Below are 20,067 nucleotides of genomic sequence, written 5' to 3' on the forward strand. Positions count from 1 at the left end.
ACCAGTCCAGAAGGATTCCCCCATGACCGAGAACCATGACGCGATCGTGACCGAACAGAAGGCGGCGGAGGCAGGTGGCTGCCCGGTCGCGCACGACCGTGCCCTGCACCCGACCCAGGGCGGCGGAAACCGTCAGTGGTGGCCGGAGCGGCTCAACCTGAAGATCCTCGCGAAGAACCCGGCCGTGGCGAACCCGCTCGGCGAGGACTTCGACTACGCCGCGGCCTTCGGAGCGCTCGACCTCGCCGCCGTGAAGCAGGACATCGCCGAGGTGCTCACCACCTCGCAGGACTGGTGGCCCGCCGACTTCGGCAACTACGGCCCGCTGATGATCCGCATGGCCTGGCACAGCGCGGGCACCTACCGCATCAGCGACGGCCGCGGCGGCGCCGGCGCCGGTCAGCAGCGCTTCGCCCCGCTCAACAGCTGGCCGGACAACGCCAACCTGGACAAGGCCCGCCGCCTGCTCTGGCCGGTCAAGAAGAAGTACGGCCAGTCCATCTCCTGGGCCGACCTCATGATCCTCACCGGCAACGTCGCGCTGGAGCAGATGGGCTTCGAGACCTTCGGCTTCGGCGGCGGCCGCGAGGACGTCTGGGAGGCGGAGGAGGACGTCTACTGGGGTCCCGAGACCACCTGGCTCGACGACCGGCGCTACAGCGGCGACCGTGAGCTGGAGAACCCGCTCGGCGCCGTCCAGATGGGCCTCATCTACGTCAACCCCGAGGGCCCCAACGGCAACCCCGACCCGCTGGCCTCGGCCCGCGACATCCGCGAGACGTTCCGCCGCATGGCGATGAACGACGAGGAGACGGTCGCCCTCATCGCGGGCGGTCACACCTTCGGCAAGACGCACGGCGCGGGCCCCGCGGACCACGTCGGCGACGACCCCGAGGCCGCCTCGCTGGCCGAGCAGGGCCTCGGCTGGAAGAGCAGCTTCGGCACCGGCAAGGGCGGCGACACCATCACCAGCGGCCTGGAGGTCACCTGGACCTCCACGCCGACGCAGTGGAGCAACGGCTTCTTCGACAACCTCTTCGGCTACGAGTGGGAGCTGACCGAGAGCCCGGCCGGCGCCAAGCAGTGGGTCGCCAAGGACGGCGCGGGCGCCGGCACCGTGCCGGACGCGCACGACCCGTCCAAGCGCCACGCGCCGACGATGCTGACGACGGACCTGGCCCTGCGCTTCGACCCGGTCTACGAGCAGATCTCGCGCCGCTTCCACGAGAACCCCGACCAGTTCGCGGACGCCTTCGCCCGCGCCTGGTACAAGCTCACCCACCGCGACCTGGGCCCGAAGTCCCTGTACCTCGGCCCGGAGGTCCCGCAGGAGACCCTGCTGTGGCAGGACCCGCTGCCGCAGGCCGAGGGCGAGGTCATCGGCGCCGAGGACATCGCGGCGCTCAAGGCCAGGCTGCTCGACTCGGGGCTGACCGTCTCGCAGCTGGTGTCCACGGCGTGGGCGTCGGCGTCCTCCTTCCGCGGCAGCGACAAGCGCGGCGGCGCCAACGGCGCCCGCATCCGCCTCGAGCCGCAGCGCGGCTGGGAGGTCAACAACCCGGACGAGCTGGCGCAGGTGCTGCGCGTCCTGGAGGGCGTCCAGGCCGAGTTCAACTCCGGTGCGAAGAAGGTCTCCCTGGCCGACCTGATCGTCCTCGGCGGCGCGGCCGCCGTCGAGAAGGCCGCCAAGGACGCCGGGCACGACGTGGAGGTCCCCTTCACGCCGGGCCGGGTGGACGCCTCGCAGGAGCAGACGGACGTCGAGTCGTTCGCCGCGCTCGAGCCGACCGCCGACGGGTTCCGCAACTACGTCGGCAAGGGCAACCGCCTGCCGGCCGAGTTCCTGCTGCTCGACAAGGCGAACCTGCTGAACCTGAGCGCGCCCGAGACGACGGTCCTCGTCGGCGGCCTGCGCGTGCTGGGCGCCAACCACGCCCAGTCCTCGCACGGCGTGTTCACCGACACCCCCGGCACGCTGACGAACGACTTCTTCGTCAACCTGCTCGACCTCGGCACGACCTGGTCGTCGACGTCCTCGGACCAGACCGTCTTCGAGGGCCGGGACGCCGCCACGGGCGAGGTCAAGTGGACCGGAACCCGCGCCGACCTGGTCTTCGGCTCGAACTCCGAGCTGCGCGCGCTCGCGGAGGTCTACGCGAGCGACGACGCGAAGGAGAAGTTCGTGAACGACTTCGTCGCGGCCTGGGTCAAGGTCTGCGAACTGGACCGGTTCGACCTGGTCTGATCCCGCGACACCTGCACGAGGAGCACCGAACGCCCGGGGCGTCCGGCCCGGTCCACACGACCGAGCCGGACGCCCCGGCGCGTTGCCCGCCCGCCCAAACCATTGACGAGGACATGCAAGCCCCCTATCTTCTGGCCGAAGTTACGAACTGTGTTCGAGATGGCGAACATGGGAACAGGCTGCTTCACGGACAAGGGACGGTCCCTGGACAACACCTGCCGGGATCGGCGCCTCATGCCCACCACCCGACCCTCGCACACCCCGCCCTCGCACACCCTGACCACGCACAACCGGCCCTCGCACAACCGGCCCCCGCACACCCAGCCCCTGGAGAACCCCCTTGAGACGCAACGCCGTTCGGCTGATCCTGGCCGGCCTCGTCGCCCTCGCGGCCGTGCTCACCGGCGTGGCCGCCCCCGCTCAGGCCGCCGCGCCCGACTCACCCGCGGTGACGTACACCAACCCGATCGCCGAGAAGCGCGCCGACCCGCACATCTACAAGCACACCGACGGTTACTACTACTTCACCGCCACCGTCCCCGAGTACGACCGCATCGTGCTGCGCCGGGCGACGACCATCCAGGGCCTGTCCACGGCGCAGGAGGTCACCATCTGGACGAAGCACAGCAGCGGCGTCATGGGCGCCCACATCTGGGCGCCGGAGATCCACTTCATCGACGGCAAGTGGTACGTCTACTTCGCCGCCGGCTCCACCAGTGACGTGTGGGCGATCCGGATGTACGTCCTCGAAGGCTCCGGCGCCAACCCGCTCGCCGCGGCCTGGACCGAGAAGGGCCAGATCAGGACCACCTGGGAGAGCTTCTCCCTCGACTCCACCACGTTCGTCGTGAACGGGGTCCGCTATCTCGCCTGGGCCCAGCGCAACCCGGCGGAGAACAACAACACCAGTCTGTTCATCGCGAAGCTGGCCAACCCCTGGACGATCTCCGGAACTCCGGCGGAGATCTCGCAGCCGACGCTGTCCTGGGAGACCGTGGGCTTCAAGGTCAACGAGGGGCCCGCGGTGATCCAGCACGGCGGCAAGGTCTTCATGACCTACTCGGCGAGCGCGACCGACGCCAACTACTGCCTGGGCATGCTGACCGCCTCCGCGACCGCCGACCTCACCGACCCGGCGTCCTGGGCCAAGGGGTCGCAGCCCGTCTTCCGGACGAACGACGCGACCTCGCAGTACGGCCCCGGCCACAACTCCTTCACGGTCTCCGAGGACGGCAGGTCCGACATCCTCGTCTACCACGACCGGAGCTACAGGGACATCACCGGCGACCCGCTGAACGACCCCAACCGCCGCACCCGCGTGCAGAAGCTGTACTGGAAGGCCGACGGCACACCCGACTTCGGCATCCCGGTGGCCGACGGGGTGACCCCGAAGCGCCTCTCCTCCTACAACTACCCCGACCGGTTCATCCGCCACTGGGACTACCGCGCCCGGATCGAGGCGAACGTCAGCCCGCTCGCCGACTCGCAGTTCCGCGTGGTCCCCGGTCTCGCCGGAACCGGCACGGTCTCCCTGGAGGCGACGGGCTTCCCCGGTTACTACCTGCGGCACAAGAACTCCGAGGTGTGGCTGGAGAAGAACGACGGCACGTCCGGGTTCGCCTCCGACGCGACCTTCTACCAGCAAGCCGGACTCGCCGACGCGGCGGGGATCTCGTACGAGTCGTACAACTACGCGGGCCGTTACATCCGCCACTACAACTACCTGCTCTACGTGCAGACGCCGAGCACCGCGACGGACAAGGGGGACGCGACCTTCTACGCCCAGTGAGCCGCCCGCCGTCGCACGCCCGGGCGAGACACGCGCCGCGGCGGGAGCTCCGTCGGTGCGGAAGCACCGTCGAGGCGGAAGCACCGTCGCGGAACGAGGCTCGGCACAGTGAGGTTCTCGTCACGGCGGGGCCCTCGTGGCGGTGAGGACGGCATGCTGCGGCGCGCCGACGGCACGACGCCGGGACTATACATTGAGCGTATACCTTCTCTGTATAGTCTCGGCATGCCTTCTCCGAGCAGGAAGACGAAGAACAGGGGGGCCGGGTTGCGCGCCGTCGCCGTCTCGGCGGTGACCGCCTGTACCGCTGTCGCGCTCACCGGCTGCGGCGGCGTCGACCCCACACTTCCGAGCAGCGCCCGCGCCCGTCCCGCCGCCACCTCCCAGACCTCTCGCATCGGCGCTGTCGACTGCCGGGAGGTGAAGTGCATCGCCCTCACCTTCGACGCGGGTCCCAGCGAGAACTCCGCCCGCTTGCTGGACATCCTGAGGGAGAAGCAGGTCTCAGCAACGTTTTTCCTGCTGGGCAAGAGACATATCGAGAAGTACCCGGAGCTCGTCAGACGCATGGCAGCCGAGGGGCACGAAGTGGCCAGCCACACGTGGGACCACAAGATCCTCACGCAGATCGAGCCGGACGAGATACGCGAGGAACTCCGGCGTCCCAACGACGCGATAGAGCGCCTCATCGGCCGGCGCCCCACCCTGATGCGGCCGCCGCAGGGCCGCACCGACAAGACCGTGCACGAGATCTCCCGCGAACTCGGCCTCGCCGAAGTGCTGTGGACCGTGACCGCCAAGGACTACACGACGACCGACTCCGCGGTGATCGAGCGCCGGGTCCTCGCACAGGCCGACCGGGACGGCATCATCCTGCTGCACGACCTCTACGACGGAACCGTGCCGGCCGTACCCGGAATCATCGACGCGCTGAAGGAGCGCGGGTTCGTCTTCGTGACGGTGCCCCAGTTGCTTGCGCCCGGGGAAGCGGTGCCCGGGAACGTCTACCGCTGACCGCGGGCCGCCCGGTGAGCCGGGGGCAATCCACAGCCCGCGCGCTCCGGCTGCCTACGATCACCGGGTGGCCCTCTTCCAGCTCGAGCGCACGGTCCCGCTGTCCCCCGACGACGCCTGGCGTCGTCTGACGCGGTGGTCCCGGCACGGCGACGTGGTACCGCTCACCCGCGTCACCGTGCTCACTCCCCCGCCCGACCACGAGGGCACTGTCTTCGTGGCCCGCTCGGGCCTCGGCCCGCTCGCCTTCGACGACCGGATGGAGCTGACCGTGTGGCAGCCGCCGGCCGATGACGCCCCGGGCCGCTGCCGACTGGAGAAACGCGGCCGGGTCGTCCTGGGCTGGGCGGAGATCGAGGTACGGCCGCAACCGGACGGGCGGACCCGCGTGATCTGGCGCGAGGAACTGGACGTGCGCCTGCTGCCGTCCCTCCTCGATCCGCTCCTCGGGGCGGCGGCCCGCGCGGTGTTCGGCCGGGCGGCGGACCGCCTCCTCCGCACCCCGTGACCATGTCCCCGCCCCGCGTGCCAGGGTGGGGACATGACGACGGTGGACGAGTCCGAGGCCCTCGCGGCGGACGCCCTGCGCTGGCTACGGAACACCGCGCGGGACACCGGCGACGGTGGCCTCGGCTGGCCCGTCGCGCCCTCGGACGGTGCGGTCGAGCCGACGCTCTACAACGGCACGGCCGGGGTGGTACCCGTGCTCCTGGAAGCCTGGCGGCACTTCGGCGACGACTCGTACGCCGACACCGCCCTGCGGGCCGCCCGCAGCCTCGCGGACGCCGTCGACGAACACCCCGACGCCTCCCTGTACTTCGGCCTCACCGGCATCGCCGTGGTCCTGCGCGCCGTGCACCGCGACCTCGGCTCGGCAGCGGCCGGCGCCGCGGCGGACCGCGCTCTGGCACGGGTGCGCGCACGCTTCGACGGGACGCGCTGGGGCGACCTGTTCGAGCTGATGGGCGGCAACGCGGGCATCGGACTGGGAGCGCTGCTGTGCGGCGACGCCGATGGGGCGCTCGCCGCCCTGGAGCCTTACTCGCGCACGGCCGAGCCGACGGCGGCGGGCGTGACCTGGCCGTGGCTCGCCGGGGCCGGTACCAGGCTGCACCACCTGGCGCACGGCACGCTCGGCATCGCGTACGCACTCGCCGTGGTCGGAACGGCGACGGGCCGCGAGGACCTCGTCGGACTCTCGCGGGCCGGGGTCGCCGACGTCGTGTCCCGCGACGAGGCCGGGTCCCAGGGCTTCCTCGTCCCGCACTCGGACCCGCAGCACCGACCCGACGTCGTCGACCGCCACAGCTACGGCTGGTGCCACGGACCGGCCGGGGACGCCCAGGTCTTCCGGATGCTGCGCGACGTCCTCGGCGAGTCCTCCTGGTCGGACCTGGCCGACCGCTGCTGGCACACCGTGACCCGCTCCGGTCTGCCGCGCAGGCTGCGGCCAGGATTCTGGGACAACAACGGCCGCTGCTGCGGGACGGCGGGCGTACTCGCGCTGGCCGGCGACCGCATCGCCGAACAGGGCGACTCCCCCGAGTTCGCCGCCGCCCTCGTGGCGGACCTCGCCTCCCGCGCGACGCGGGACGCCTCCGGCGCGCGCTGGCGCAACGTCGAGCACCGGGCCGCCACGAGCGACCTCGAAGCCCAGACCGGGTGGGCGATGGGCAACGCGGGCATCGCGCGCGAACTGCTGCGTCACGTGCGGTTGAGCCGGGGAGGAGATCCCCGCTACGCGTTCACCTGGCCGGACCAGCCCGCCGTCCGGGTGACGACGGCTCAGACGACCGAACCGATCCGCCCCGCCGACGGCGGCGGCGACGTCACGTCGTGATGGATCGGCGTGTGCGCGCCGGTGAGCGGCACTCCGCTGCCGCCACGCCGGTCGGCGACGATCTCCGCGGCGATCGACAGCGCCGTCTCCTCCGGCGTACGCGCACCCAGGTCGAGACCGATGGGTGAGCGCAGTCGCGCCAACTCCACCTCCGTGACGCCCGCTTCGCGCAAGCGGCGGTCACGGTCGAGGTGCGTGCGGCGCGACCCCATCGCACCGACGTAGGCGACCGGCAGACGCAACGCCCGCCGCAGCAGGGGGATGTCGAACTTCGCGTCGTGGGTGAGGACGCACAGCACGGTCCGCGCGTCCACCCGTGTGCGCTCCAGGTACCTGTGCGGCCACTCGACGACGATCTCGTCCGCCTCGGGGAAGCGGGCCGCGGTGGCGAAGACGGGACGGGCGTCGCAGACCGTCACGTGGTAGTTCAGGAATCTGCCGACCCGCACCAGCGCCGCAGCGAAGTCGATCGCACCGAACACGATCATCCGCGGCGCGGGAACGGACGCCTCCACCAGGACGGTGACCGGGGCCCCGCAGCGTGAACCCCGCTCCCCGATCTCCAGCGTGCCGGTGCGACCGGCGTCGAGAAACGCCCGGGCCTCTGCCGCGACCGTACGGTCCAGCTCGGGATGGGCGCCGAAGCCACCCTGGTAGGAACCGGTCTCGCAAGGATTACGGCCGGGGGAGGCGGCGTCGAGCGGGCCGCCGTCACGGTAACCGTTCTCGAAAGAGCCGCAGCCTCCGGAACCGCTCGCGTGATTGCGTCCGTCGCGGAAACCGCTCTCGAAACTACGACCACCCGAACCACCCTCGGCAACGAATCCGCCGCGGAAACCGTCTTCGGAACAACCGCTCCCTCGGTAACCGCTTTCGTAGCGGACGCCCGTTGCGGAACCGCTTTCGAAACGACCGCTCCCTCCGAAACCGCTCTCGTAACGGGCGCCTCCTGTGGAACCGCTTTCGAGACGACCGCTGTCGTGGGAACCGCTGTCGTGATCGCCGTCCGGACGGACGAGCAGTGCGCGGCCCACGAGGCCGGGCGGGCCGCTCACCACGCGCGCCAGCGCGACCGCCGCGCCGGAAGCGGCTGCCGCGAGGGCGGCCGCGACCACCTGGCGGGCCGGGTCCCCCCTCCGCACCGGCATGACGAGGATGTCGATGATCCCGCCGCAGGTGAGCCCGACGGCGAAGGCGTCGTCGTCGCTGTAGCCGAAGCGTTCCAGTAGCGGCTGCCCGTCCTCCAGCGCCTGCCGGCACAGCTCGTAGACCGCTCCCTCCACACAGCCGCCGGAGACCGAGCCGATCGCCGTGCCGTCGGCGTCCACCGCGAGGGCGGCGCCCGGCGGGCGGGGCGCGCTGCCGCCGACGGCCACGACGGTGGCGACGGCGAAGTCACGGCCCTGCCCGGCCCACCGGTCGAGTTCCTCGGCGATGTCCAGCATTTCTCGGTCTCCTTGATCGCGGCCGGGTGGAGAACGGGCCCGCTCGGGCCGGTGACGACCGGCAGCATGTCGACGATTCCGTGCAGCACGCACATGCCCATCGCCTGCGGCCAGGTCGTCTGAGGGGCGGCCTGCGAGGACGGCGTCCCGGAGACGGACAGCCCGGCGGCGAGCGCCAGAGGCGCCGTGCCGCAGAAGCCCATGAGCCATGAGCAACGTGGTGGAAGCGGCTGCGGAAGCGGGGCCCCGGGGGCGAACACCCCCGGGGAGAACCGCGGGACCGTGACCGCGGGGATCACGTTCCGGTGAGGTGCTCCGGACGTACGGGCGTGCGGTCGAGCTCCAGCCCGGTCGCGTTGCGGATCGCCGCGAGGACGGCCGGGGTCGAGGACAGGGTGGGGGCCTCGCCGATGCCGCGGAGCCCGTAGGGCGCGTGGTCGTCGGCGAGTTCGAGCACGTCGACCGGGATGGTCGGCGTGTCGAGAATCGTGGGGATCAGGTAGTCCGTGAAGGAGGGGTTCCTGACCTTGGCCGTCTTCGGGTCGACGATGATCTCCTCCATGACCGCCATGCCCAGACCCTGGGTCGTGCCGCCCTGGATCTGACCGATCACGGAAAGCGGATTCAGCGCCTTTCCGACGTCCTGTGCGCAGGCCAGCTCGATGACCTTGACCAGTCCCAGTTCGGTGTCGACCTCGACGACCGCGCGGTGCGCGGCGAAGGAGTACTGGACATGGCCGTCGCCCTGGCCGGTGCGCAGATCGAAGGGCTCGGTCGGCCTGTGCCGCCACTGCGCCTCGACCTCGACGGCTTCGTCACCGAGCACGTCGACGAGGCCGGCGAGCACCTCGCCGCCGTCCGTGACGACCTTGCCGTCCTCCAGGAGCAGTTCGGCGGTGGCCCAGGCGGGATGGTGGGCGCCGAACCTGCGGCGGCCGATTTCCAGGACCTTCTCCCGCACCAGTTCGCAGGAGTTCTTGACGGCGCCGCCGGTGACGTACGTCTGCCGGGAGGCCGACGTCGAGCCGGCGCTGCCGACCCTGGTGTCCGCCGGATGGATCGTCACCTGCGCGACGCCCAGTTCGGTGCGGGCGATCTGCGCGTGGACCGTGACGCCGCCCTGGCCGACCTCCGCCATGGCCGTGTGCACGGTCGCGACGGGCTCGCCCGCGATGACCTCCATGCGGACCTTGGCGGTCGAGTAGTCGTCGAAGCCCTCGGAGAAGCCGACGTTCTTGATGCCGACCGCGTAACCGATTCCCCGCACGACGCCCTCGCCGTGCGTGGTGTTGGACAGACCGCCGGGCAGCTGCCGTACGTCCGCGCCCTCGCTGCTCTCCCACTGGCGCTCCGGCGGCAGCGGCATCGCCTTGACGCGGCGCAGGAGTTCGGCGACCGGCGCCGGGGAGTCGACCCGCTGCCCGGTGGGCAGGAGCGCTCCCTGTTCCATCGCGTTGCGCTGCCGGAACTCCACCGGGTCCAGACCGAGTTCCTTCGCCACCTTGTCCATCTGCGCCTCGTAGGCGAAGCAGGCCTGGACCGCGCCGAAGCCGCGCATCGCGCCGCAGGGCGGGTTGTTGGTGTAGAGGGCGACGGCCTCGATGTCCACGTCGTCGACGGCGTAGGGGCCGATGCCGAGCGAGGAGGCGTTGCCGACGACCGCGGCGGACGTCGAGGCGTACGCGCCGCCGTCGAGGACGATGCGGCACTTGACGTGGGTGAGTCTGCCGTCACGGGTGGCGCCGTGCTCGTAGTACAGCTTGGCCGGGTGGCGGTGCACATGGCCGAAGAAGGACTCGAAACGGTTGTAAACGATTTTGACGGGTTTTCCGGTGCGCAGGGCCAGCAGGCACGCGTGGATCTGCATCGACAGGTCCTCACGGCCGCCGAACGCCCCGCCGACGCCGGCCAGCGTCATCCGCACCTTGCTCTCGGGCAGGCCGAGGACGGGGGCGATCTGGCGCAGGTCGGCGTGGAGCCACTGGGTGGCGATGTAGAGGTGGACGCCGCCGTCCTCCTCCGGCACGGCGAGCCCGGACTCCGGGCCGAGGAAGGCCTGGTCCTGCATGCCGAACGTGTACTCGCCCCGGACGACGACGTCGGCGCGCCGGGCAGCCTCGTCCGCGTCGCCGCGCACGATGGGCTGACGGTGGACGATGTTGGGGTGCGGGACGTGGCCGATGTGGTGGTCGTCGCGGTTCTCGTGGATCAGGATCGCGTCCGGGGCGGTCGCGGAGGCCTCGTCGGTGATGACGGGCAGTTCGCGGTACTCCACCTTGATCTTGGCGGCGGCGCGGCGGGCGGTCTCCGGATGGTCGGCGGCGACGACCGCGACCGGCTCGCCGTGGTGGCGTACCCTGCCGTGCGCCAGGACCGGGGTGTCCTGGATCTCCAGGCCGTAAGTCCTCACGTCGGTCGGCAGGTCGTCGTACGTCATGACGGCGTGGACGCCCGGGGTGGCCAGGGCCTCGGAGGTGTCGAGGGAGACGATCTCGGCGTGCGCGACCGGGGAGCGCAGGATCTGGCCCCAGAGCATGTCCTCGTGCCACAGGTCGGACGCGTACGCGAACTCGCCGGTGACCTTGAGGGTGCCGTCGGGGCGCAGGGTGGACTCGCCGATGCCGCCCCTGGTCCGGGAGTCCTGGGTGACCTTGACGGGGGCGCCGAGGGGGTGGCCGACAGGGGCGCCGTCCGCTCGGGGGAAGCCGCGGGTGGGGGAAGGCATCGTCAGACCGCCTCTCCCTGTCGGGCGGCCGCCAGTCGGACCGCGTCCATGATTTTTTCGTAACCGGTACAGCGGCACAGATTGCCCGAGAGCGCCTCGCGGATGTCCGCGTCGGTCGGGGTCGGGTTGTGTTCGAGCATCTCGTCGGCGGCGACCAGGAGGCCCGGGGTGCAGAAACCGCACTGGACGGCGCCGGCGTCGATGAAGGCCTGCTGGATCGGGGCGAGTTCGCCGCCCTCGCCGGCCTGGGAGTCGGAGCCCTCTGCCTGCCGGACCCGCGCCTCGTCGAGGGAGGGCCCGGAGGCGGCCGGGGCACCGTGGGAAACGGTCTTGCAACGGTCGCGTACGGCGCGCTGCCGGGCGTGGTCGGCGAGTCCTTCGACGGTGACGACGTCACGGCCCTCGACCTGGCCGGCGGCGACGAGACACGAGCACACCGGGACGCCGTCCAGCCGGACGGTGCACGAGCCGCACTCTCCCTGCTCGCAGGCGTTCTTCGATCCCGGGAGCCCGAGCCGTTCGCGCAGCACGTACAGCAGGCTCTCGCCCTCCCACACGTCGTCGGCTTCCTGCGGGCGTCCGTTGACGGTGAAGTTGACGCGCATCACGCGGCTCCCTTCGAGGCGCGGCGGGCGCCGCGGTACGACTCCCAGGTCCAGCTGAGCGTCCGGCGGGCCATCACACCGACTGCGTGGCGGCGGTAGCTCGCGGTGCCCCGGACGTCGTCGATCGGGTTGCAGGCGGCGGCGCACAGGTCGGCGAACTGCTTGGCGACCGAGGGGGTGATGACTTTTCCGTTGTCCCAGAAACCGTCTTCTTCGAGCGCCGCGTCGAGGAACTCCTCGGCGGTCCTGGCCCGGACGGGGGTGGGGGCGGCGGAGCCGATGCCGGTGCGCACGGTCCGGGTCTCAGGGTGCAGGGCGAGGCCGAAGGCGCAGACGGCGATGACCATGGCGTTGCGGGTGCCGACCTTGGAGTACTGCTGGGGGCCGTCGGCCTTCTTGACGTGGACGGCGCGGATCAGCTCGTCGGGGGCGAGCGCGTTGCGTTTCACCCCGGTGTAGAACGCGTCGATCGGGATGCGGCGCGAACCGCGCACCGACTCGGCCTCGACCTCGGCGCCGGCGGCGAGCAGGGCGGGGTGGGCGTCACCCGCCGGGGAGGCGGTGCCGAGGTTGCCGCCGACGCCTCCGCGGTTGCGGATCTGCGGGGAAGCCACGGTGTGCGAGGCGAGCGCGAGGCCCGGCAACTCGGCGCGCAGGTTCTCCATGATCCGGGAGTACGGGACGGAGGCCCCGAGCCGCACGGCTTCCTCGCCGACCTCCCACTCGTAGAGGTCACCGACGCGGTTGAGGTCGAGCAGGTACTCGGGCCTGCGGTGGTCGAAGTTGATCTCGACCATCACGTCGGTGCCACCCGCAATCGGCACAGCGGTGGGGTGCTCCGCCTTCGCGGCGAGCGCCTCCTCCCAGCTGGCGGGGCGAAGGAAGTCCATGACCGGCTCTCTTCTTCGTCTCGTGAGTCTCGTGGGTCGTCTCTATCGAGCCAGAATCGGGGGCGGCGGACCCCGGCTCGTTCCTGTGCTGTTCACGCGGGGTGAGGCCAGTACACAGGGGCTTGCTCCGACCGGGTCAGTCACGGAAGCCATGAAGGAGTTGGCTGGTCCGTCGAGGCATCTTGTAGATTCGTATGAATGGAGGCCTTCGGTAACCTCCGCGTTTTCCTGCAGAAACGCGGGAAACAGCCTGCAGTCGAAGAATGCGGTTTCTGAGATTCCACCGCAGCGGGCCCGGCTCTTCGGGGCGGAACCGGCGGCGGGCCCGAAGCCTCACATCCTTCAAGACTCATCGTAGATTTCGAGACAGAGAACGGCGGCGACGAGATGCGGCTGCGCGCACTTTTGGACACCGATGCGCTGGGCCTCGGGCTCCTCGGCGGCGAGGACGAACTGGACCGCACGGTGCGCGGGGTCATGACCACCGACCTCAGGGACCCCAGCCGCTACCTCTCGGGGGGCGAGCTGGTGCTGACGGGTCTGGCCTGGCGCCGGGACGCGGCGGACTCCGAGCCGTTCGTACGGATCCTGGTGCAGGCCGGGGTGGCCGCGCTCGCGGCCGGCACGGCTGAGCTGGGCGACGTCCCGGAGGACCTGATCGCGGCCTGCGCCCGGCATCGCCTCCCGCTGTTCGCGGTGCACGAGTCGGTGGCTTTCGCGACGATCACCGAGCACGTCGTGCGGCAGGTCTCCGGCGAGCGCGCCGGGGACCTCGCGGCCGTGGTCGACCGGCACCGCCGGATGATGACCTCGGGCCCGGCCGGCGGCGGCCCGGACGTGGTCCTGGACCTGCTCGGCTCCGACCTGGACCTGCGCGCCTGGGTCCTGTCGCCCACCGGCCGGCTCATCGCGGGCCCGAAGACGACGGGCCCGGGCCTGCCGGCCGACGTCTGCGCCGGGCTCGCGGCGGAGCACCTGGCGGCCGTCCGCACCGGCCGCCCCGGCCCGCACCGGGTGCTCGTGGGCCGGACGGCGTTCTCCCTCTTCCCGATCCGCGGCAGCGGCGGCCGCTCACCGCACATGCCTCAGATCCACCGGTCCCCGCAGACGCCACGGACCGGACAGAACCCGGCCGGCGTGCCGAGCACGCCGGGGACTCGGGACGTGCGCGAGAGCGTCCTGTCGGACTGGCTGCTGGCCGTCGAGGCGGACGCCGGCGACTGGGCGGACGAGCGCCTCGACCTGCTCCAGGGAGTCACCCAGCTCATCGCGGTCGAACGGGACCGCCGGGACGCGGCGCGCACGGTGCGCCGCCGTCTCGCGCAGGAGGTGCTGGAGCTGGTCCAGACGGGCGCGGCTCCGGCGGAGATCGCGGCCCGTCTGCGGGTTGCCGCTCCGGTGCTGCTGCCGGGTCTGGGGGCCGCCCCGCACTGGCAGGTGGTGGTGGCCCGCGTGGAGTGGGACGACGGCGGCCCGGAGGCCGGCCCGGTCGCCCAGTCGCTGCTGGAGGAGATCCTGGTCGACCCCCTGGCCACCGGCCCCGAGCCGTCCGATCGCATCGCCGTCGCCCATACAGGTGACGAAGCCGTCGCCCTCGTCCCGCTGCCGGCCATGTCCGGCGAGCACGACGGCGCCGAGACCGGCGTCCTCGCGGACGCGCTGTCGGCCGCCGTACGGGAGCCGCTGTCGGCCGGTCTCGACGGGGACGGCCGGCTCACCCTGGGCGTCAGCGCGGCCGTGCATTCGGCGGAAGGGCTGCGGGGGGCGCTGGAGGAGGCACGGCACGCCCGCCGGGTGGCCGCCGCCCGTCCCGGCCGGGTCTGCGCGGCGGGGCACCAGGAGCTGGCCTCGCACGTCCTGCTGCTCCCGTTCGTCCCCGACGACGTGCGCCGGGCGTTCACCGCCCGCCTCCTGGACCCCCTGCGCGACTACGACCGACGTCACCGCGCCGAGCTGATCCCGACCCTGGAGGCGTTTCTCGACTGCGACGGTTCGTGGACCCGGTGCGCGTCCCGTCTGCACCTGCACGTCAACACACTGCGCTACCGGGTCGGGCGGATCGAGCAGTTGACGAGTCGCGACCTGTCTCGACTGGAGGACAAGCTGGACTTCTTCCTGGCCCTGCGCATGAGCTGACGACAGCCGGACACCGGTTACCCCCCGTTGCCGGCCGCTCGCGTGAATCTGGGGTGACACGGAGTCCCACGACTTTGTGAAATCCTTCACCCGCCCCCTTGGCCCGGTGCCGGGATTCGTGCTGAGATGCGGCCACCACTCAAAGCTCGACGGCGCGCTCGGGGAGGGCAACGTGGCGCATTCCGCCATGTCTGGTACCGGAACGACCTCAGGTGACGATCCCCTCCAGACCGCGGTATGGCGGCTGCGCTCGCGGGCCTGCTGGGCCGACGCGGCGGCCCTGATCCCACCCGGCACGGCCGCGGGCGCGACCCAGCGGGCCGCGCTGCTGGTGGAGCGGTGTCTCTACACCGAGCAGGGCTGGCAGGACGCCGAGGACGCGCTGCGCACGGCGGAGGCGCTGGCCCACGACGACGAGGAGCGCGGCGCGGCCGCTTGTGAACGCGGGCAACTTGCCTACGCGGCCACGCTGCACGGGGTGCGCGACCGGGCGGACGAGGCGCGGGCCGCGCTGGGACGGGCGGCGGCGCTGATCCCGCCCGACGCGACGGGCCGGGCCCTGCTGGACTTCCGCCGGGGCCTGCTCGCGGAGAACATCTCGCGCTCCCCGCAGGCCGCGAGGGCCGCGTACCGACGCGCCCACACGGCGGCCGCCGCGCACTCGGACTCCCTGCTGCTGTCCTTCACCTGGCGCCACCTCGCCGGACTCGCCCTGCGTGACGGCGAGGTGGCCGAGGCACGGCACGGCTTCGCCGAATCCCTGCGTATCCGCGAGGAGTTGGGCTACCTGGTGGGCACCGCTCCGGCGCTCGCCTCACTGGCGGACGCGGAGGTCGAACCGGAGGCGTCGCGGCTGCGGGAGGAGGCGCGACGGCTGTTCCGGCTGCTGGGCGGCGTACCGACCTGGCTGGCACGGCAGTTGGCCACACCGACGGCCCCGAGCCCGTCGGGCGTGTGACCAGGAGCCTCCCGGGTCCACATCTCCGGCTCTTCGGTTCCTCGGCTCGGCGGCTCGGCGGCTCGGCGGCTCGGCGGCTCGGCGGCTCGGCGGCACACTGGCTCCGCAGCTCCGCGACACTACGACTCCGCGGCACTCCGGCTCTGCGGCACTCCGGTTCTGCTCCGCGACTGGAGGGCGATCGTTCAGCCGTTCGAGGCCGCGAAGTGTTCCCGGGCCAGTGTCTGGACCACGTCCAACTCACCTGCCGTCAGCGCCTCCAGCAGAGACAGGTGCTCGGCCGCGTCGGCGACGAGGTCCGCCCGTCCGTGTCGTGCCGGTCCGCCGACCGGCGGCCACTGCGCGCGTCGGTGCAGATCGTCGGCGATCGCGACCAACTGCTCGTTGCCGGAGAGGGCGAGCAGCGCCCGATGGAAGAGCCGGTCGGCTTCCGCGTACGTGGCGCGGCAGCCGGAGGCCGCCGCACGGACGCCTGCCTCGGCCAGGGGCCTCAGCTCGGTCCACCGCTCACCGGGCACCGTACGGGCGAGCCGCAGCAGGACGGGCACTTCGATCAGCGCGCGCACTTCGGCGAGTTCGGCCAGCTCGCGGGCGCCGCGCACGATCACCCGGAACCCTCGGTTGGGGACGACCTCCACGGCGCCCTCCAGCGCGAGCTGCTGCATCGCCTCGCGGACAGGCGTCGCGGAGACGCCGAAGCGCTCGCCGAGAACCGGGGCGGAGTACACCTCGCCCGGGAGCAATTCCCCGGTGACGAGCGCGGTGCGCAGGGCGTCGAGTATCTGACCGCGTACCGAAGCCCGCTGGACCACGGGGCGGGAAGACACCGAAGCGGCCCCCGGCCGAGCGAAGCCGAGAGCGGGGGAAGGGGGTTCACCGTGCGTGTGCTCGCCGCGCGCGGCGTCCGCCGGCCCGCATCGTTCGCGGTCCGTGCCCTCGCCGTACTCGCCGTACTCGACGGAGCAGGAGCGCGACTGGGCCGGCACCCGGGCGCGGCCGTCGGCCCCGGGCGCGCCCGGGGTCTCCGTGCCGGTGGAGGCCTGTGCGCTCTGCTCCACGGGGCCTCCTCCGGCCTTGTCGGTACTTGAGGTCATTACGACGGGTTGTTACTCGTCCGTCAAGCACCTTAGGCGCACCTGCCGCTTCAGAGGTAACGGGGGCTCTGCCTCGACGGGGCACGGGGGTGGCCGAAAACTCTCGAAGACGGAAGGCGAGGCAAGGCTTGGGTGTAAGCGCTTTCGAAACGGCGGCACGGGCACGTCCAGAGGCCGGTCACCCGCAGAGCGGCGGATGGGTCACGGCCGGCCGACGGTGGCGCGACTCTGTAAGGTTTTCCGGCCCGGGGCGAGACCCAGGGCATCCGCGACTACGGCCAGAGGGCTTGCCTGAACGTGGTAACCGGCTTCGGACCGCACCGTCACGCATGGCCCGTCTGCCTGCATGCATGTCTGCTGATCATCGTTGCGTGGTTTATGCACCAACGGGTCCTCCGCCCGTCTGTGACGCACATCTCGCCCGCGCGGTGGCCTCCGGGCGAGGAGGCACCGCGGGCGGATACCCGGGGTGGGCGACTGCCGAGCACCACGTGCCGCCGCCCGCCCCTTCCAGGCCGCGCACACGGCGGCGCGGCCGCGCCCTGTAGGTCATGGCGACCGACGAGGTCGTCGAGGGACTCTGTTACTTCACCCATCTGCTCGGCGACGACGAGCAGGAGCGGGCACGACGGGACCTGGAGCTGCTGGAGCTGTGCTCCGGGGACCACGCGACCTACGTCGGCTCAGCCCCCTTACACGAGCCGACCGGCCCCGGCGGTGAGCTGCCCACCCGGGACCGAGCGAGCTGCCCCACGTTTTGCGCCGCACGCCCCGACGACACCTACGCCTCCTGCGCTCCTGCCCGCACACCTGTGACACCGACCGCGTCACCGAGCTGGCAGGCACCTCGGCCGCGACCGGCTGACGGTCTTCAGTAGCGGTCCCGGCTTTCTCCCCACCGTTTTCCGACGCTCCCTCAGCGGGGTGCGCCTGAACGGCCGTCGACCGCAACACACCTCGCCGATCCCCCTCCGTCTCTCCAGACTCCCGCGGCTCTCGCGGCTCCGCACAAGAGCGACCCCGGGGGGCGAACCGTCTCGCGCGTCCCGTAAGATCCCCCGAACGAGACTCTCGTACGGTCACAAGCGGTTCACAAAATCCTCACACGCCACGGGAACTTTCCGTGGAACCACCCTTACGGGTAGTCTTATTCGAACTCAACTCCCGCCCCTCAAGCGGCAGTTCGAGCAGAACGTCGCCCTGGGCATCCCCTTGCACCTCCTTGGCGGCCTCTTGCCCCGAAACCCCCTGAGGGACGGCGGGATTGCGCCACTATGGCGGGCGTTACGCCCTATCCCAATGCAAGGGACCCCAGATGAGACTTACCGACATATCGCTGAACTGGTTGCTTCCGGGCGCCGTACTGCTCCTGGGCATGCTGGCGGCGGTGGCGGTGCTCGCGCGCGGCAAGCGCTCCTCCGGGGCGAGCGCGAGCGCGGACGACTCGTGGGAGCGCACCGAGGAGCGCCGCAGGCGCAAGGAAGCCATATACGGAACCGCTTCCTACGTGCTTCTGTTCTGCTGTGCGGCCGTAGCCGCCGCACTCTCCTTTCACGGCCTGGTCGGCTTCGGCCAGCAGAACCTCGGGCTCACCAACGGCTGGGAATACCTGGTGCCGTTCGGCCTGGACGGCGCAGCGATGTTCTGTTCCGTGCTCGCGGTACGCGAGGCCAGCCACGGTGACGCGGCGCTCGGCTCCCGGATACTCGTGTGGACGTTCGCCGGTGCGGCGGCCTGGTTCAACTGGGTGCACGCGCCCCGGGGCCTGGGCCACGACGGCGCCCCGCAGTTCTTCTCCGGCATGTCCCTCTCCGCGGCCGTGCTCTTCGACCGGGCCCTGAAGCAGACCCGCCGGGCGGCTCTGCGCGAGCAGGGTCTCGTGCCCCGTCCGCTGCCGCAGATCCGCGTCGTGCGCTGGGTGCGCGCCCCGCGCGAGACCTACAGGGCCTGGTCGCTCATGCTGCTCGAGGGCGTGCGCAGCCTGGACGAAGCCGTCGAGGAGGTTCGCGAGGACAAGGCCCGCAAGGAGGAGACCAAGCTGCGCCGTCGCGAGCAGCAGCGGGTCGAGCGGGCGCAGTTGAAGGCGATCAGCCGCGGCCACGGCCGCTTCCCCGGTCGCGGCGGCGGCGGCCGGCAGGTCGAGGCTCAGGCAGCCCTGGAGCGGGCCACGGCCGAACGTGTGTCCGCGGAGCCTGCCATAGCGAACTCGGCCGAGCAACTGCCCGTACGGTCGCGGCCCTCCCTGCAGCCCGTTCGCCACAGCTCTGAATCGATGACCGTCGACCTCACCGCGGAGGACGACACCATGGCGCTGCCGCGTCTCGACTCCCTGGAGCGCAAGCTCAAGGACCTGGAGCAGCAGTTCGGCTGACGGCCAGACAGAAACGACGGGAAGGGGGCGCGACCGCAAGGATCGCGCCCCCTTCCCGTCGTAGGTGGCACGGCGTCCGCAGCACCCATCGGTCGCGGCAACGGTCAGGGGCCCGTCCGACACAGGCCGACTGTCGTGGGCGGGCCTCCGTCGCACGGCAACGCGTGGGGAGTCCGTCGGACAGCAACTGTTGTGGGGCGTACGTCCTGGGACCCTTTTCTGTCTCCCCCCGCCCGCGGGGTGTGGTTCAGCTCACGCGGCTCCGGCGTCCAGCTCGAACCAGACGACCTTCCCGGCGCCCTGGGGCCGTACGCCCCACGTGTCCGCGAGGGACTCGACCAGGACCAGGCCTCGCCCATGCGTCCCCTCGTCGGCGATCGGCGCGCTCGGCCGGGGGCGGCGGGCGACGGAGTCCCGCACCTCGACCCGCAGACCGGACGACGAAACGGTGGCCGTCAGGACCGCATCGTCGTCGGTGTGCACCAGCGCGTTGGTGACGAGTTCGCTGGTCAGCAGTTCAGCCGTCTCCGACCGACCGGGCTTCCCCCAGCCCCGCAACAGCTCCCGCAGCGCCCGGCGCGCCTCGGGCACCGCCCGCAGATCCGCCCGGCCGAGCCGGTGGTTGAGCTGCGACGCCCGGTCCTGATCCGGCGCGTGCCCGATCGTGTCCTCTCCGGCCTTCCCCGTCCGTCTCGTCGCCGAGCCGCCCACGATCGTCGTCGGACCGCTTCTCCGTGCCTGCCTCTCCATGACCCCCGCCTGCGTGTCGATGTCGGTTTCCCTCCTGCTCGAACACGTTCACGGGGATCCTTGCCCGGTCGGTACCTCGCCAGTCATGTCGAATCGTCAACGACCGGGTGTTCGGCCATGTTCGGGCGGGTCGTCGAAGCACTCCGGACGGCGTGCGGCAGGTCGGCGGCACGGTCCGGGGCGGGGCGAGGGCGTCGTGGACGAT

General features: G+C 71.6%; 15 protein-coding genes and 1 pseudogene. 9 read left to right on the top strand and 7 right to left on the bottom strand.

What is annotated here, in order from left to right:
* Window positions 1-22 precede the first annotated feature (22 nt).
* From katG to IE239_RS02385, 5 genes are all read left to right on the top strand, one after another.
* On the top strand, window positions 23-2,245 hold the full coding sequence (gene katG, locus IE239_RS02365; protein WP_190147525.1) for a catalase/peroxidase HPI: 2,223 nt from the start codon (window positions 23-25) through the stop codon (window positions 2,243-2,245).
* Between the two features lie 340 nt (window positions 2,246-2,585).
* A complete protein-coding gene (locus IE239_RS02370) occupies window positions 2,586-4,034 on the top strand; it encodes a family 43 glycosylhydrolase (RefSeq protein ID WP_190147526.1) in 1,449 nt (482 codons plus the stop codon).
* A 225-nt stretch (window positions 4,035-4,259) separates the two neighbouring features.
* Window positions 4,260-5,048, top strand: coding sequence for a polysaccharide deacetylase family protein (locus tag IE239_RS02375; protein WP_190147527.1), 789 nt, complete (start codon window positions 4,260-4,262; stop codon window positions 5,046-5,048).
* 67 nt (window positions 5,049-5,115) lie between these two features.
* Window positions 5,116-5,556, top strand: a complete 441-nt coding sequence (locus tag IE239_RS02380) for an SRPBCC family protein (RefSeq protein ID WP_190147528.1) — start codon at window positions 5,116-5,118, stop codon at window positions 5,554-5,556.
* Between the two features lie 33 nt (window positions 5,557-5,589).
* Entirely contained in the window at window positions 5,590-6,888 is a 1,299-nt protein-coding gene (locus IE239_RS02385) for a lanthionine synthetase LanC family protein (protein WP_190147529.1), read from the top strand.
* Here the strand turns inward: IE239_RS02385 and IE239_RS02390 are convergent.
* From IE239_RS02390 to IE239_RS02405, 5 genes and pseudogenes are all read right to left on the bottom strand, one after another.
* Window positions 6,834-8,333 carry an XdhC family protein gene (locus IE239_RS02390; protein ID WP_190147530.1) on the bottom strand — a complete coding sequence of 500 codons (1,500 nt, stop codon included), beginning with the start codon at window positions 8,331-8,333 and terminating at the stop codon, window positions 6,834-6,836. The two genes, IE239_RS02385 and IE239_RS02390, sit on opposite strands and share 55 nt — an antisense overlap.
* Window positions 8,334-8,344: 11 nt before the next feature.
* Window positions 8,345-8,539 (bottom strand): annotated as a pseudogene (locus IE239_RS41745) (NCS2 family permease); the annotation flags it as partial.
* Between the two features lie 89 nt (window positions 8,540-8,628).
* The gene (locus IE239_RS02395; RefSeq protein WP_190147531.1) at window positions 8,629-11,058 is read right to left on the bottom strand and encodes a xanthine dehydrogenase family protein molybdopterin-binding subunit; all 2,430 of its coding nucleotides are present in this window, start codon (window positions 11,056-11,058) and stop codon (window positions 8,629-8,631) included.
* 2 nt (window positions 11,059-11,060) lie between these two features.
* A complete protein-coding gene (locus tag IE239_RS02400) occupies window positions 11,061-11,663 on the bottom strand; it encodes a (2Fe-2S)-binding protein (RefSeq protein ID WP_190147532.1) in 603 nt (200 codons plus the stop codon).
* Window positions 11,663-12,553, bottom strand: a complete 891-nt coding sequence (locus tag IE239_RS02405) for an FAD binding domain-containing protein (protein WP_190147533.1) — start codon at window positions 12,551-12,553, stop codon at window positions 11,663-11,665. Before IE239_RS02405 ends, IE239_RS02400 begins: the two co-directional genes overlap by 1 nt.
* Before the next feature lie 387 nt (window positions 12,554-12,940).
* On the opposite strand from IE239_RS02405, the gene IE239_RS02410 reads away from it, so the two are divergent.
* Entirely contained in the window at window positions 12,941-14,689 is a 1,749-nt protein-coding gene (locus IE239_RS02410) for a PucR family transcriptional regulator (RefSeq protein ID WP_190147534.1), read from the top strand.
* Between the two features lie 172 nt (window positions 14,690-14,861).
* On the top strand, window positions 14,862-15,647 hold the full coding sequence (locus tag IE239_RS02415) for a hypothetical protein (protein ID WP_190147535.1): 786 nt from the start codon (window positions 14,862-14,864) through the stop codon (window positions 15,645-15,647).
* Between the two features lie 185 nt (window positions 15,648-15,832).
* Here IE239_RS02415 and IE239_RS02420 read toward each other — a convergent pair whose 3' ends face one another.
* Window positions 15,833-16,705, bottom strand: a complete 873-nt coding sequence (locus IE239_RS02420) for a GntR family transcriptional regulator (protein ID WP_190147536.1) — start codon at window positions 16,703-16,705, stop codon at window positions 15,833-15,835.
* Between the two features lie 587 nt (window positions 16,706-17,292).
* On the opposite strand from IE239_RS02420, the gene IE239_RS02425 reads away from it, so the two are divergent.
* Together IE239_RS02425 and IE239_RS02430 are read left to right on the top strand one after the other, a co-directional pair.
* Entirely contained in the window at window positions 17,293-17,619 is a 327-nt protein-coding gene (locus IE239_RS02425; RefSeq protein WP_190147537.1) for a hypothetical protein, read from the top strand.
* Between the two features lie 437 nt (window positions 17,620-18,056).
* The gene (locus tag IE239_RS02430) at window positions 18,057-19,112 is read left to right on the top strand and encodes a DUF2637 domain-containing protein (protein WP_190147538.1); all 1,056 of its coding nucleotides are present in this window, start codon (window positions 18,057-18,059) and stop codon (window positions 19,110-19,112) included.
* 252 nt (window positions 19,113-19,364) lie between these two features.
* On the opposite strand, the gene IE239_RS02435 is transcribed toward IE239_RS02430, so the two are convergent.
* Window positions 19,365-19,862 (bottom strand): ATP-binding protein, encoded by a 498-nt coding sequence (locus tag IE239_RS02435; RefSeq protein WP_190147539.1) that lies wholly within the window; start codon window positions 19,860-19,862, stop codon window positions 19,365-19,367.
* Between the last annotated feature and the right edge of the window lie 205 nt (window positions 19,863-20,067).

The sequence above is a fragment of the Streptomyces humidus genome (assembly GCF_014649655.1).
Classification (GTDB): domain Bacteria; phylum Actinomycetota; class Actinomycetes; order Streptomycetales; family Streptomycetaceae; genus Streptomyces; species Streptomyces humidus.

Bases quoted from the DNA above. Each gene is read 5' to 3' on its own strand.
- IE239_RS02425 (WP_190147537.1), top strand. From the start codon at position 17,293: ATGGCGACCGACGAGGTCGTCGAGGGACTCTGTTACTTCACCCATCTG.
- IE239_RS02430 (WP_190147538.1), top strand. From the start codon at position 18,057: ATGAGACTTACCGACATATCGCTGAACTGGTTGCTTCCGGGCGCCGTA.
- IE239_RS02375 (WP_190147527.1), top strand. From the start codon at position 4,260: ATGCCTTCTCCGAGCAGGAAGACGAAGAACAGGGGGGCCGGGTTGCGC.
- IE239_RS02410 (WP_190147534.1), top strand. From the start codon at position 12,941: ATGCGGCTGCGCGCACTTTTGGACACCGATGCGCTGGGCCTCGGGCTC.
- IE239_RS02435 (WP_190147539.1), bottom strand. From the start codon at position 19,862: ATGGAGAGGCAGGCACGGAGAAGCGGTCCGACGACGATCGTGGGCGGC.
- IE239_RS02385 (WP_190147529.1), top strand. From the start codon at position 5,590: ATGACGACGGTGGACGAGTCCGAGGCCCTCGCGGCGGACGCCCTGCGC.
- IE239_RS02390 (WP_190147530.1), bottom strand. From the start codon at position 8,333: ATGCTGGACATCGCCGAGGAACTCGACCGGTGGGCCGGGCAGGGCCGT.
- katG (WP_190147525.1), top strand. From the start codon at position 23: ATGACCGAGAACCATGACGCGATCGTGACCGAACAGAAGGCGGCGGAG.
- IE239_RS02395 (WP_190147531.1), bottom strand. From the start codon at position 11,058: ATGCCTTCCCCCACCCGCGGCTTCCCCCGAGCGGACGGCGCCCCTGTC.
- IE239_RS02405 (WP_190147533.1), bottom strand. From the start codon at position 12,553: ATGGACTTCCTTCGCCCCGCCAGCTGGGAGGAGGCGCTCGCCGCGAAG.
- IE239_RS02400 (WP_190147532.1), bottom strand. From the start codon at position 11,663: ATGCGCGTCAACTTCACCGTCAACGGACGCCCGCAGGAAGCCGACGAC.